The organism is Sandaracinaceae bacterium (genome assembly GCA_016706685.1).
In the GTDB taxonomy this organism is placed as follows: Bacteria; Myxococcota_A; Polyangia; order Polyangiales; family Houyiibacteriaceae; genus JADJJE01.
This window is the reverse complement of sequence record JADJJE010000005.1, coordinates 13,796-26,587: the sequence shown is the minus strand read 5'-3', so window position 1 is coordinate 26,587 and position 12,792 is coordinate 13,796. Positions and strand designations below refer to the sequence as shown.

Sequence of the window (12,792 nt, the reverse complement as noted above, 5' to 3'; positions counted from 1 at the left end):
CGTGACCGACACGACCGACGACAAGTCCTCCGACCCAGGGTCTCAAGCCGACGAGCTGACCGAGATGTGGGACGCGTCAGCGCTCGAGGCGGCGGCTGCAGGCTTCGAACCGCCCGTCGAGGCGCCCAAGCCGGCCGCCACGGCTCCTGCGCGGCGTGACGAGCCTTCCATTCAAGTGGACGTGGCTGCCATCTCGGCGCCTCCGCCAAAGCGCAAGCGCAAGAAGAAGCGCGGCCTCGCGGCCATGGGTCTCCCCATGCAGCTGGCTCTGGCGGTGTTCGTCGCCGTGGGCACCTTCGGCATTGTGCGCCTGCTGCTCGCGCCCTGAGTCCGCGCGAACGGTTGCTCGCGGGGCCATCCGGTGCTCCACTCCGCAGATGTGGGACAACGACCACCTCGGAGTACCTCGTGGAGCCTGCTGAACTCACGCGCCTGACCACCGAGGCGCTCTACCTAGCGTTGATCCTCTCGGGGCCCGCGCTGCTCACCAGCCTCGTGGTGGGTGTGGGCATCGGTCTCGTGCAGGCCGTCACGCAGGTGCAGGAGCAGACGCTCTCGTTCGTGCCCAAGCTCATCGCGGTGGGCCTGGTGCTGGCCATCACCGGCGGGGCGCTGAGCGCCGAGCTGGCGCGCTTTGCCCAGGCACTCTTCGAGGCCCTGCCCGAGCTGGTGCGATGAGCCCCACCGCGCAGCTGATCGGTGAGCTGCTGCGGCCCTTGGGCGTGTCGTGGGGCGAAGCCGATCCCCTTCACGTGGCGCTCCTGGTGTTCGCGCGCGTCACGCCGCTCACCGTGCTCGCGCCTTTCTTCTTGTTGCGGCCGGCGCCTGCGCTCGTGCGTGCCGGGGTGGCGCTCACGCTCACCCTCGCGCTGGTGCCGCTGGCCCTGGCCCATCTGCGTGTCGTCATCGACCCGCTCTCACTGCCGCTCCTGCTGGTGGTGGAGGTGCTGCGCGGCGCGCTCTTCGCGGTGGCCGTGGCGCTGCCGCTGATGGCGCTCGAGGGCGCGGGGCAGTGGCTGGACGCGCTGCGCGGCGCACAGAACGGCACCAGCACGGGGCCCGTGTTCGGTGGGCAGAGCACGCCGCTCGGCGCGCTGCTCGGGCTGCTGAGCGTGGCGCTCTTCTTCACGTTCGGCGGGCATCGCGTGGCGCTCACCGCGTTCGCGGCAGGCCTCGAGCTGGTGCCCATCGGCGCGCCCCTGCCGGGCGAGGCGTGGGCGGCCATCGCCGAGCGCAGCATGCGCTGGGTGGCGGCCGCGCTCTCGCTCACGGTCGCGGTGGCGGCACCTGCGGCGCTGGGGCTGGTGCTCATGGAGCTCACGCTGGGCCTGATGGGGCGCACCGCGCCGCAGATCCCTCTGCACTTCGCCGGCATGCCGCTGCGCGCCGCGCTGGGCCTGGTGGGCCTGCTGCTCACGCTGGGTGTGCTGGTGCCGCACCTGCCGGAGCTCTTCGCCTCGGGCATCGACGAGGCCCGCGCCGTGCTCCCACTCACCGCCGCGCCTTGACATGCGACCCCGCCGCATCGAGTCTCCCGGCATGCCCGTCGAGACCCTGCTCACCGCCGAGACCATCGCCGCCCGCGTCCAAGAGCTGGGGCGCGAGATCTCGGAGCGCCACCAGGGCCGCTCGGTGGTGCTGGTGGTGGTGCTCAAGGGCAGCTTCGTCTTCGCGGCCGACTTGGCGCGTGCCATCGACCAGCGCGTCGCCGTGGAGCTCGAGTTCATGGCCGTGCGCAGCTACGGGGACTCCACCGAGACCAGCGGCGTCGTGCAGATCACCAGCGATCTGACGAACTCGATCGAGGACAAGCACGTGATTCTGGTCGAGGACATCGTGGACACGGGCCTGACCATGGCCTACCTCATGGACAACCTGCGCACGCGCGGCCCCGCCTCGCTCGAGCTCGCGTCGCTGCTACACAAGCCGGCGCGCGCCCGCACGCCGGTCCACATCGACTACCTGGGCTTCACCATCGACGACGTGTTCGTGGTGGGCTACGGGCTCGACCACGCGCAGCAGCTGCGCAACCTGCCGTTCCTCGGCGTGGTCGCGGAGGGTGAATGAGCAAGCGCCTCGACATGTTCGACACGATGATCGCGAAGGGCAGCAAGGACCCGTTCGTGCACTACGCGCGCGCCATGGAGCTGCGCTCGCTCGAGCGCTTCGACGACGCCCTCGCTGCGTATCAGCAGGTGATGCAGGCGTTTCCGGACTACGTGCCCACGTACCTCATGGCAGGTCAGGTGGCCGAGCAGCTGGGGCGCCCGGCCGACGCGCGCGCGGCGCTCGAAGCGGGCATCGCGGCGGCTCAGCGCACGGGAGACGGTCACGCGCTGGGTGAGCTGCGCGGCTTGCTGGCCGGGCTGGACTGACGGTCGGGGCGCGACCGGCATCGACCCGCGAAGCGGCCGTGGCCGCACGCGGGCGTTGTCGTTGACGTACGTTGACGTTGTCGTGGTCGTTGACGGCGACGGCGACGGCGACGAACTGCGACGTCGATCCTCAGCACGCACGAATCGCTCCAAAAACAAGGACAACTGGCACCCCGGACTGAAGTCCGGGGCAGGATCGCAGGCGTGGATTCTGGCGGAAGTCCGCCCCCTGTCGGGCGCGGACTGCGCATGGATAGCCTGGTTCGGCGTTGCCCGAGGTCCTCCGCACCTCCCCGAAATCGCGACTACATCCTTCACCCGTGATCAAGCGCCATTCGTCGCCGTCGCCGTCGCCGTCGCCGTCAACGACCACGCCCACGCCCACGCCCACGCCCACGCCCACGTGGCGGAAACCACCTGGCGGCGTCCTGCCCCAAGCCTGATATGCTGCGCCCTCCATGCGCGTCGACACCGACTTCTTGATCATCGGCACGGGCGTCGCGGGGCTCACCCTCGCGCTCGAGCTCAGCAAGCACGGCACCGTCACCTGCGTCACCAAGCGCACGCGGCAGGACTCGGCCACCAACTACGCGCAGGGTGGCATCGCCGCGGTGTTGGACCCGGACGACAGCTTCGCGGCTCACGTGGCGGACACGCTCACCACGGGGGGCGGGCTCTCGCACCTCGACGTGGTGGAGATGGTCATCGCCGACGGGCCCGCGCGCATCGAGGAGCTGATGAAGATCGGCGCCGAGTTCAGCCGCCAGCGGGACTCGGACGGCAACGAGACGGTGGACTTCGACCTCACGCGCGAGGGCGGTCACAGCGCACGGCGCGTGATCCACGCCGGCGACATCACGGGCCGCGAGGTGCAGCGCGCGCTGGTGGCGGCCGTCGAGGCGCAGCCGCGCATCACGCTGCTCGAGCACCACATGGCCATCGACCTGCTGGAGCTCAGCAAGTTCGGCGGCGAGCGGCGCGTGGCCGGCGCCTACGTGCTGGACGAGGAGAGCGGCGAGGTGCTCACGTTCGTGGCGCGAGCCACCGTGCTGGCCACGGGTGGCGCGGGCAAGGTCTACCTCTACACGTCCAACCCCGACGTGGCCACGGGCGACGGCGTGGCCATGGCCTACCGCGCGGGCGCGCTGCTGGCGAACATGGAGTTCTTCCAGTTCCACCCCACGTGCTTGTTCCACCCGCGCGCCAAGAGCTTCCTCATCAGCGAGGCCCTGCGCGGCGAGGGCGGCATCCTGCGCTTGGCCGACGGCACGGCCTTCATGGAGCGGCACCACCCCATGAAGGACCTCGCGCCGCGCGACGTGGTGGCCCGCGCCATCGACTTCGAGATGAAGCGCACGGGCCAAGAGTGTGTGTTCCTGGACATGACGCACGAGTCGCCCGAGTTCCTGGCGGAGCGCTTCCCCAACATCCACGAGGCCTGCCTCGAGTACGGCGTGGACATGCGCAAGGACCCCATCCCGGTGGTGCCCGCGGCCCACTACATGTGCGGCGGCGTGGTCATCGACCTGGACGGAAAGAGCAGCCTCCCGGGCCTGTGGGCCGTGGGCGAGGTCACGTGCTCGGGCCTGCACGGCGCCAACCGCCTGGCCAGCAACAGCCTGCTCGAGGGCCTGGTCTATGGGCACCGCGCGGCCAGCAGCATCGTGGCGTCCCCCGGGCTCACGGGAGACCTGCGCATCCCCGAGTGGGACACGGGCGCGGCGGCCCCCAGCCACGAGGCCGTCATCATCACGCAGAACTGGGACGAGCTGCGCCGCTTCATGTGGAACTACGTGGGCATCGTGCGCTCCGACCGGCGGCTCCAGCGCGCCGCGCGACGCATCCAGGTGCTGCAGGAAGAGATCCGAGAGTACTACTGGAACCACCTCGTCAACCGCGACCTGCTCGAGCTGCGCAACATCGCCGACGTGGCCGAGCTGATCATCGGCTGCGCTGTCACGCGCGCCGAGAGCCGTGGCCTGCACTACACGGTGGACCACCCCGACCAAGACGACGAGCGCTTCGGCGGCGACACGTACATCGGTCGCGACGTCCCACCGCACATTCGCAAGCGGTGATTGGCGCGGAGCGGCGAGCGCTCACAGGTTGTCGTATCGGTCTTCCGCCTCGCGGGTGACCTCGAAACGGCTCGCTGCTGCGTGCACGAGTCCAAGCGGCTCGATCCGAACGACTCTGTCGCGGAGAACCTCGGATGGTTCTCGGCACACGAAGCACGGCGTTCCACGGGAGTTTGCCGGCGCGTGCTGCGTCAGTCCGGCGGGGTGTCCTGGTACACGTCTTCGTGGCCTGCGGCGCCCAGCACGAATGCCCACCCCGTCGGAAGTGCGAGGTAGGCCCACACGCGGGGGTGGCGGTCGTAGAGGCTTCCCACGTCAACGATGTCGAACCCTTCCTTCTTTGCCGCGACTCCCATGTCGGGATCCGCGGACCAGATGGCCCAACCGCAGTCCTGCTGTTTTGGGTCACGGTGACTGCGCGCATGGACACCATACAGCACCGGAGAGTCGATGGTGACTTGGCGTCCCACCAGGCATCGTGCGAACGCCCATGGCCGTTCGGGACGCGTGCCGAAGCGGCGACATACCTCCGCTTGGGTGGGAGAGATGCTGGGGTCGCGGAGCGGATCCTCGGGGCGCAGCACGGCTGACTCGTCGAGGTGTGGAAAACCAATCTTTGCGAGCGCCTCAATCTCCGACCACATCGACACGGGTGGGACATGCTCGATGTCGATCACGTCGCTGCGACGGAAGCGCACACGCGCGTTGGGCACGAGCCGTGTGTGTGTGGCCACGGGGACGTTCTGCAGCACTCCGACGATGTCGTCCCCCTCGAGACGCTCGACCCAGAGCCACATCCGTTCGTAGTGCACCGTGAGCTCGGGTGCCCCCGTCGGTCCGTAGGGGCTACGGCCATCGCGCACGGTGTCCGCCTGATCAACCACGGCGAAGATGAGCCGCACCGCGCTGCCGACTTCGATGCGCGCCAAGTCTCCTTCGGGCGGGAGCCAGAAGGTGTCGGGGTTGGCGCGACCGCGGGCCTGCACATCGTCCAGGCCCCAACCTCCCCGCGCGATGAGACCATCGACAGTGTGCATGGAACGGGACTCTACCCGCACCGCCGCGACCCAGCACGCGCTTCAGCTGTGGACCCGCCTGCACCCACCGTCGTCAGGCCGGGGACACTACTTCAGCGGCTCAGCTTCTTGGCCAGGTGGATGAGCAACCGCGGCGTGGTGAGCGCGCTGGACAGCAGCAGGCGCGCCCAGCTGAAGCGGTCCACCCAGCGCACGATCTGCCCGTTGCGGACCACGAACTCGCCTTCGACCCACAGGCGCATGCGCCAGCCGTTGCCCGCCAGCGTGTCGTAGCGGTTGCAGAGCACGGTGTCGCCGCGCGTCTCGTAGCGTGCCCCGTCCACCTTGAACTCGGTCATGTGCCGCGCCATCAGGCCCAGCTGCTGCTCGAACTGCTGGCGCCCGCGCGCAGGCGGGAGCGGCACGTTCTGGTAGACGATGTCGTCGCTCACCAGGTCTAGGATGGCGCTCGAGTCGAGCCGCTCGAGGGCGTCGAGGAAGCGCTCCACCAAGAGGACTGCACTCGGAGCGGCGGAGACGTCGACGGCGGGGGATGGCATGGCGCCCAGTCTAGCCTCAGCCGCCGTGCGCCGCGAGGAAGTGTTCGGCTTCGAGCGCGCTCATGCAGCCTGTGCCAGCGGCTGTAATGGCCTGGCGCCACTTCTTGTCCTGCACGTCGCCGGCCGCGAACACGCCCGGCACGTTGGTGGCCGTGGAGTCCGGCTGCGTGACGATGTAGCCCTGGTCGTCGGTGGTGATCTGGCCCGCCAAGAAGCTGGTGTTCGGCGTGTGGCCGATGGCGAAGAAGAGCCCGGTGGCGGCGAGGTCGCGCGTCTCACCCGTCTTGTTGTTCTTCACGGTGATGGTCTCGAGCCCGTCCGAGCCCTTGCACGCGGTCACCTCGGTGTTCCAGAGGATCTCGATCTTGGCGTTGTCGAGCGCGCGCTGCTGCATGATCTTGCTGGCGCGCAGCTCGTCGCGGCGCACCACCAAGTAGACCTTGCTGCCGTACTTGGTGAGGAAGGTGGCCTCCTCCACGGCCGAGTCACCGCCGCCGATCACGGCCAGCGGCTGGTTGCGATAGGCCGGGAGCGCGCCGTCGCACACCGCGCAGGCGCTGACGCCACGCTGCCAGAACTCGCCGTCGCCGGCACCCGGGATGTCCATGCGCTTGGCGGTGGCGCCGGTGGCGAGGATGATCACCTCGGCGGTGCCCTCTTGCGAGTCGGTCTTGAAGCGGAAGGGGCGCTGGCTGAGGTCCACCGACTCCACCGTCTCGGTGTGGATGACGGTGCCGAAGCGCACCGACTGCGCGCGGAAGCGGTCGGTCAGCTCGGGGCCCATGATGCCCTCGGGGAAGCCCGGGAAGTTCTCCACGTCCGTGGTGGTGGTGAGCTGGCCACCGGCCGCCACCCCAGCGGCCATGAAGCCCTCGAACAGCACCGGCTTGAGCTCGGCGCGGGCGCAGTAGATCGCGGCGGTGTGGGCGGCGGGGCCGCTGCCAATGATGACGACCTTGTGAGCGTTCTCGGACATGGGTTTCCCTTGGGTTAGGCGTCGGTTGTACGGGTTTCGAGCCGCGTTGCAACCCACTCGGCGATGGCCAGGCAGGCCGTGAGGCCGGGCGACTCCACCCCCAAGAGGTGCACCATTCCGGGGGCGCCGGTGTCCTCGGGACCCAGCAGCGCGAAGTCCGTGGGCGCGTCTCCCGCGCGCAGCACCTTGGGCCGCACGCCCGCGAATTCGGGCTCGAGGTGGCTCGCTTCGATGCCCGGCAGGTAGCGCTGCAGCGCCTCGGCGAAGCGCTGTGCCTTCTCGCGCCACGCGTGGGGGCTCAGCACGCTCAGCGAGACGTCCGCCGAGTCCACCGCATAGGCGTCGGGGCCCGCGCGCAGCCGGCCTCCGAGATCGCGCGTCAGGTGCACGCCCAGGCCGTGGCGCTGCGGCAGCGGGTACACCAGCGCGCACCTCGGTCGGGGCGCCGCAGGACACACGCTCAGGTAGTCACCCCGGTACAGGCTGGGTCGCAGCCCTCGTGCGTCGAGGTCGACCCCGGCCAGGCGCGCCAGCTGCGGCGCGGCGTGTCCGCAGGCGTTCACCACGGTGCGCGCGCGGACGTGCTCCCGCGCCACCGCACCCGTGGCATCGCTGGGCTCGAGCTCCAGAGCCCAGCCCTGCGGCGCCTGCCGCAGCCGGGTGCAGCGCTGCCCCAGCACCAGCTGGCCGCCGTGGGCGCGGGTGTCGCGCGCCAGCGCCTCGAGCAGCTCGGCCACGTCCACGATGCCCGAGCTCTCGGACCACAACGCAGCCACCGCCGTCAGCGCGGGCTCGCGTGCGCGCAGCTCGCCTCCACTCACCGGCTGCAGCGCCACCCCGTTGCCGCGCGCGTTCGTGAGCAGCGCGTCGAGCGCGGGGCGCTCGCTCTCATCGGTGGCCAGGATCCACTTCCCGGTGCGCTCGTGCCCCACGCCGTGCTCGCGGCAGAACGCATAGAGCTGCGCGGCCCCCGCCGTGCAGAGCCGACCCTTCCACGAGCTGCGCGGGTAGTAGAGCCCCGCGTGGATCACGCCGCTGTTGCGGCTGGACGTGCCGCGCCCGATGCCCGCCTCGGCCTCCACCACGAACACCTCGCGGCCCTGCTGCGCAAAGGCGCGTGCGCACGCCAGGCCCACCACGCCAGCGCCCAGCACGACGACGTCCAGCGGTTCGCTCACGCGGGCCTCAGAACGCGATGGCGTGGTCGTCGCCGCTGGGCAGCGACATGGACAGCGTCTCGGGCGGCAGCTCCACCTGAGCGCGATAGGCCTGGTAGTGCGTCAACACGCGGCGCACGTAGCGGTGCGTCTGCTCGAAGGGGATGAACTCGAGGAACGCGTCCACGGGCTGCGCCGGGCCGTGCGCTCGCAGCCAGCGCCGCACGTTGTGGGGCCCGCCGTTGTAGCTGGCGATGGCCAGCGGCAGGTGCCCGTCGAAGCGCTCGATGAGCGACGCCAGGTACCAAGCGGCGAAGTCCAGGTTGAGGGCCGGGTCCACCAGGTCGCCGGTGTCGAAGTCTTCCATGCCACGGGCCTGCGCGATGAGGCGGCCGGTGCGCGGCATGATCTGCGTGAGCCCGATGGCGCCCGCGTAGCTGATGATGCCGCGCTGGTAGACGCTCTCCACCCGCATGATGGCGAACAGCAGGTTGGGGTCGAGGCCGTGGCGCAGCGCCGCCTGCTCCACCAGGTGAGCGTGAGCGCGCGGCCGTGGGCCCACGTGCGCCCAGCCTGCCAGCCCCACGGCGGTGCCGTGGTCGCCGAGCGTGCCGCTGATCTCGGCCAGCTCGATGCGCTCCTCGGGGGCCAGCGCCATCCGCTCGCGGCGCATGGCGAAGCTCACGCCCGCGCGGCGACGGTCACCGCCGCGGGCCACACCCTCGAGGCCCACGCGCCGCAGCGGCCGCCCGCGCGCGTCACGCCACTGCAGGAACGCCTCGTAGAGCTCGTGGCTGGCGGTGTCGGCTTCGCCGAGGCGCAGCAGGTCATAGGCGCGCGGCAGCGATGGGAACGCGTCGCCGTGCTCTTCGGCCAGCGGCGCCAAGCGCTCCGCCAGGGCGTCCATGTCCACGCGCAGCTGCATGGCCTCGTGAGCCGTGGCGGGCGGGGTGGGGCGCATGCCTTCCGCGTGCGCGGTGGCGGCGGGATCCAGGCGGTGGGCGTCCGTGCGCTGGGCCGCACGCATGGCCGTGAGGCGCACGTCGGACCACATGGCGTAGTAGTGCTGGGGCGTGTTGTCGTGCGCCTTGACCTCGCGGTAGGCGGCGCGCGCTTCGTCCACGCGGCCCAGGCGCTCGAGGGCGCGGGCGCGGTAGTACGCCGCCTGCGTGCCGCGCTGGCTGCGCGTGTTGGCCAGCGGCTCGAACATACGCAGCAGGTCCGCGTCGTCGGCCAGGCCCATGGCCTCGAGCGCCGCGTCCATGCGGGCGTCGATGGCGATGTCACGCTGGGCCAGCGCGTGCGTGGCGGCGCGCACGGGCTCGGCCAGGCCGGCGCGGGCGCCCACGCCGATGATCTGCACCAGCTGCGAGCTGGCCAGCTGGCTGTACTCGCGCCGCCCCACCATGTGCTCGATGCGCTGCGTGGCCAGGGCGACGTCACGCGACAGCGTGGCGGTCATCATGTCGGCCGCCCGCTCGGCGCGCGCCTCGGCCTCTTCGGCCGGCACGGGCGGGCTCTGGCGGATGCCCAGCTGCTGGTGCTCGAGCGCCTCGCGCCAACGCCCCTCGAGGCGCGCCAGGTTGGCCGTGGCCAGGTGCACGCGCGAGCGCAGCGGGCGGCTCAGCCGCACCTCGCCCAGCGCAGCCAGCTCGGTGCGCGCCAGCTCGTGGTGGCCGAGGCTCACCAGGCGCTCTGCCCGGTCAACGCGCTCGGTGGTCAGCTGGCGGCGCACGCGCACGCCGTCGGCGCGCAGCTGCTCGAGGTGCACCAGCCCCGCGAGCGAAGGGGCGCTGCCCGGAAAGTGGAGGTCCAGCTTGCGGAACACCTCGGCGGCCTGCGGGCGGCGCTCGCGGCGCAGCAGCGACTCGCCCAGCAGCAGCCGCAGCTCGGCCTCGGACGGCAGCTCGTGGTAGCGCCCGCACAGCGCGCGCAGCACGCCCTCGGCGCGCGGGTCGTCACGCAGGATGCGCACGCGCACCTCGGCGATCTCGGCCTCCACCCGCACGGCGCTGTCCACGCTTCCGCGGGCCTGGCGCAGGGCTGGCAACGCTTCCTCGTAGCGGCCAGCGTTGATCAGCAGCTCGGCACGCAGCAGCGCCACGCGGTCCACCAGGCGCGGGAAGGCGACCTCGGTCTCGCTCAGCAGCGTGAACGCCGCGTCCAGCTGGCCTTCGGCGGCCAGCGCACGGGCGCGCTCGAACGGCTGGGCGCCCACGGCATCATCGATGGCCGCTGCCGGGGCGGCGGCGCGCGGAGCCGTGGGGGTGGCGGCTGGGGTCCGCTCCAGCTGGGCCTCGCGCAGCGGCGGAGTCCGCGTGATGCTGCTGGGCGCCGAGAGCGACGCGCTGCCGCCGCTGCAGGTGAGGTGGTCCGGGGACGACCACGGGGTCTGCCCCACTTCGCAGCTGCCGCCATCGGCGTGCGCCAGGCCGGGCGCCAGCACCACACCACCGAGCAGCGGCGCCGCGATCGCGGCCCAGGCCAGGAGGGGTGCAGGGTGTCGGGGGGGGCGGCGAGTCACTTCAGCCTCTATTGTGATGAATTGTGGCCGATAACGCAAAAGCTCGGGCCACGCGGCACACCCCCTCCGACGCACGCGGGCCGGGTTTCATTCCAGCCCCGCTGAATCAGGGGGCGGGAGCGACCGGCGCGGGGCCCGGCTGGCCCGGGGGGCTGGCCTCGGCAGCGGCCTGTGCGGCTTCGGGCTCGGGCTCCTGCTCCAGCTCGGGCCGCAGCACGGTGAACACGCCGATGGCCACCAGCGCCGCGAAGGCCAGGCCCAGCAGGATGATGCGGCTGGTGGGCGTCTCGTACTCGTTGGTCACGGAGCTCACTTGCCCAGCTCCCCGCCCAGCTCGAGGACGCGCTCGGTGATGCGCCGGACGACGTCGGCCACGGGCACCAGCGCCACGTCGGCCGCGCTGCGCTCCTTGAGCTCCACGTTGCCCTCGGCCAGCGTCCGCGCGCCCACCGTGACGCGCAGCGGGATGCCCAGCAGGTCGGCGTCCTTGAACTTCACGCCCGGCCGCTCGTCGCGGTCGTCCAGCAGCACGTCCACGCCCGCGCTGCGCAGGCCGTCGTAGATCTGGTTGGCCGTGGCCACGGGCTCCTCGGCGTCGCCCAGGATGGTGACGATGACCTGGAACGGCGCGATGGCCATGGGCCAGCGGATACCCTGGTCGTCGTGGTGCTGCTCGATGGCGGTGGCCATCAGGCGCGAGACCCCGATGCCGTAGCAGCCCATCACGATGGAGCGCTTCACGCCGCCCTCGTCCAGGTACGTGGCGCCCATCTTGTCGGAGTAGTGCGTGCCCAGGATGAACACGTGCCCGCCCTCGATGCCCTTGTAGGTCTCGAGCGGTGCGCCGCACTGAGTGCAGAGGTCACCGGCGCGCACCAGGCGCACGTTGGCCAGCTCGCCCTGGTAGTCCCGCCCGTGCACGATGTGTGCGTAGTGGAAGGGGTTCTCGTTGGCACCGCCGACGGCGCTGGTGACCGCGGCGGCGTCTACGTCCACCACCACGCGGCCGGTGTAGCCCACCGGACCGATGAAGCCCGGGGCGGCGGCGGCGGCGGCCTTCACTTCTTCTTCGGTGGCCATGCGTGCTTCGTCGAAGCCCAGGTGGCGCAAGAGGCCAATCTCGTTGACCTCGTGGTCGCCGCGCACCACCACCAGCACGGTCTCGCTCTCGCCCGTGGCGATCTTGCTGACCACGTAGACCAGCGACTTGATGCACGTGGCGGGCGTGAGTCCCGTGACGCTCGGCACGTTCTCCGCGAAGAACGCCACCACGTCGTCGATGCTCTTCACCTTGGGGGTGCGCACCTTCTCGAGGGCCGGGAGCTCGCCCGCAGCGGCGGCGGCACGCGGAGCGCGCTGGGCCTCGGCCACCTCGGCGTTGGCGGCGTACTCACACGCGGAGCACGCCACGATGGCGTCCTCACCGGTCTGCGTGAGCACCTGGAACTCGGCGCTGGTGCTGCCACCCATGGCGCCGCTGTCGGCCTTCACCACGCGGTAGTGCAGGCCCAGCCGCTTGAAGATGGCGTGGTAGGCGTCACGCATCCCGGCGTAGCTCTTCTCGGCGGCTTCCAGCGAGACGTCGAACGAGTACGCGTCCTTCATGAGGAACTCGCGGCAGCGCAGCAGTCCGCCTCTCGGGCGCGCCTCGTCACGGAACTTCATCTGGATCTGGTAGAGGTTGAGCGGGAGCTGCCGGTAGCTCTTGACCTCGCGGCGCACCAAGTCCGTGATGATCTCTTCGTGCGTGGGCCCCAAGTGGTAGTCGTTGCCGCGGCGGTCCTTGAGCCGCACCAGCGCGTCGCCGAAGCTGTCCCAGCGACCGGTCTCCCGGAAATACTCGGCCGGCAAGAGCGCGGGCAGGAGCAGCTCTTGGGCGCCGGCGCCGTTCATCTCGCGGCGCACGATGTTGCTGATCTTGGTGAGCACGCGGTGGCCCAGCGGCAGCATCTCGTAGATGCCGGCGCCGACCATACGCACGTAGCCGGCACGCAGCAGGAGCACGTGCGAGGGGCTCGTGGCGTCCTTCGGGACTTCTTTGAGCGTCGGGATGAACGCCTGGCGGTAGCGCATGGCGCCTTGTAGCCCGCGTGCGCCCGACTGACC

At 71.0% G+C, this 12,792-nt stretch carries 13 protein-coding genes; 6 read left to right on the top strand and 7 right to left on the bottom strand.

Features of this window, described 5'->3' with window-relative positions; genetic code table 11:
• Nucleotide 1: 1 nt before the first annotated feature.
• From IPI43_09685 to nadB, 6 genes are all read left to right on the top strand, one after another.
• On the top strand, nucleotides 2–328 hold the full coding sequence (locus IPI43_09685; GenBank protein ID MBK7774399.1) for a hypothetical protein: 327 nt from the start codon (nucleotides 2–4) through the stop codon (nucleotides 326–328).
• A gap of 80 nt (nucleotides 329–408) precedes the next feature.
• On the top strand, nucleotides 409–678 hold the full coding sequence (gene fliQ, locus IPI43_09680) for a flagellar biosynthesis protein FliQ (protein MBK7774398.1): 270 nt from the start codon (nucleotides 409–411) through the stop codon (nucleotides 676–678).
• On the top strand, nucleotides 675–1,508 hold the full coding sequence (locus tag IPI43_09675) for a flagellar biosynthetic protein FliR (GenBank protein MBK7774397.1): 834 nt from the start codon (nucleotides 675–677) through the stop codon (nucleotides 1,506–1,508). The genes fliQ and IPI43_09675 overlap by 4 nt, the downstream gene beginning before the upstream one ends.
• Nucleotides 1,509–1,539: 31 nt before the next feature.
• Nucleotides 1,540–2,067, top strand: coding sequence for a hypoxanthine phosphoribosyltransferase (hpt, locus tag IPI43_09670; GenBank protein MBK7774396.1), 528 nt, complete (start codon nucleotides 1,540–1,542; stop codon nucleotides 2,065–2,067).
• On the top strand, nucleotides 2,064–2,375 hold the full coding sequence (locus tag IPI43_09665) for a tetratricopeptide repeat protein (protein ID MBK7774395.1): 312 nt from the start codon (nucleotides 2,064–2,066) through the stop codon (nucleotides 2,373–2,375). The genes hpt and IPI43_09665 overlap by 4 nt, the downstream gene beginning before the upstream one ends.
• Nucleotides 2,376–2,833: 458 nt before the next feature.
• A complete protein-coding gene (nadB, locus tag IPI43_09660) occupies nucleotides 2,834–4,453 on the top strand; it encodes an L-aspartate oxidase (protein ID MBK7774394.1) in 1,620 nt (539 codons plus the stop codon).
• Nucleotides 4,454–4,644: 191 nt separating this feature from the next.
• Here the strand turns inward: nadB and IPI43_09655 are convergent, their stop codons facing one another.
• The 7 genes from IPI43_09655 to IPI43_09625 all read right to left on the bottom strand — a co-directional run bounded on the left by IPI43_09655 (nucleotide 4,645) and on the right by IPI43_09625 (nucleotide 12,759).
• On the bottom strand, nucleotides 4,645–5,490 hold the full coding sequence (locus IPI43_09655) for a hypothetical protein (GenBank protein MBK7774393.1): 846 nt from the start codon (nucleotides 5,488–5,490) through the stop codon (nucleotides 4,645–4,647).
• Between the two features lie 92 nt (nucleotides 5,491–5,582).
• On the bottom strand, nucleotides 5,583–6,029 hold the full coding sequence (locus tag IPI43_09650) for a nuclear transport factor 2 family protein (GenBank protein MBK7774392.1): 447 nt from the start codon (nucleotides 6,027–6,029) through the stop codon (nucleotides 5,583–5,585).
• 16 nt (nucleotides 6,030–6,045) lie between these two features.
• Nucleotides 6,046–7,005, bottom strand: a complete 960-nt coding sequence (trxB, locus tag IPI43_09645) for a thioredoxin-disulfide reductase (GenBank protein MBK7774391.1) — start codon at nucleotides 7,003–7,005, stop codon at nucleotides 6,046–6,048.
• Nucleotides 7,006–7,019: 14 nt separating this feature from the next.
• Nucleotides 7,020–8,183, bottom strand: coding sequence for an NAD(P)/FAD-dependent oxidoreductase (locus IPI43_09640; protein ID MBK7774390.1), 1,164 nt, complete (start codon nucleotides 8,181–8,183; stop codon nucleotides 7,020–7,022).
• A gap of 7 nt (nucleotides 8,184–8,190) precedes the next feature.
• Nucleotides 8,191–10,686, bottom strand: coding sequence for a transglycosylase SLT domain-containing protein (locus tag IPI43_09635; protein ID MBK7774389.1), 2,496 nt, complete (start codon nucleotides 10,684–10,686; stop codon nucleotides 8,191–8,193).
• Nucleotides 10,687–10,792: 106 nt separating this feature from the next.
• Nucleotides 10,793–10,990: a hypothetical protein gene (locus IPI43_09630; protein MBK7774388.1), complete on the bottom strand. Its 198-nt coding sequence runs from the start codon at nucleotides 10,988–10,990 to the stop codon at nucleotides 10,793–10,795.
• A 5-nt stretch (nucleotides 10,991–10,995) separates the two neighbouring features.
• Nucleotides 10,996–12,759 (bottom strand): proline--tRNA ligase, encoded by a 1,764-nt coding sequence (locus IPI43_09625; protein ID MBK7774387.1) that lies wholly within the window; start codon nucleotides 12,757–12,759, stop codon nucleotides 10,996–10,998.
• Nucleotides 12,760–12,792: the final 33 nt, after the last annotated feature.

Bases quoted from the DNA above. Each gene is read 5' to 3' on its own strand.
- IPI43_09655 (MBK7774393.1), bottom strand. From the start codon at position 5,490: ATGCACACTGTCGATGGTCTCATCGCGCGGGGAGGTTGGGGCCTGGAC.
- hpt (MBK7774396.1), top strand. From the start codon at position 1,540: ATGCCCGTCGAGACCCTGCTCACCGCCGAGACCATCGCCGCCCGCGTC.
- IPI43_09625 (MBK7774387.1), bottom strand. From the start codon at position 12,759: ATGCGCTACCGCCAGGCGTTCATCCCGACGCTCAAAGAAGTCCCGAAG.
- IPI43_09650 (MBK7774392.1), bottom strand. From the start codon at position 6,029: ATGCCATCCCCCGCCGTCGACGTCTCCGCCGCTCCGAGTGCAGTCCTC.
- IPI43_09665 (MBK7774395.1), top strand. From the start codon at position 2,064: ATGAGCAAGCGCCTCGACATGTTCGACACGATGATCGCGAAGGGCAGC.
- trxB (MBK7774391.1), bottom strand. From the start codon at position 7,005: ATGTCCGAGAACGCTCACAAGGTCGTCATCATTGGCAGCGGCCCCGCC.
- IPI43_09675 (MBK7774397.1), top strand. From the start codon at position 675: ATGAGCCCCACCGCGCAGCTGATCGGTGAGCTGCTGCGGCCCTTGGGC.
- nadB (MBK7774394.1), top strand. From the start codon at position 2,834: ATGCGCGTCGACACCGACTTCTTGATCATCGGCACGGGCGTCGCGGGG.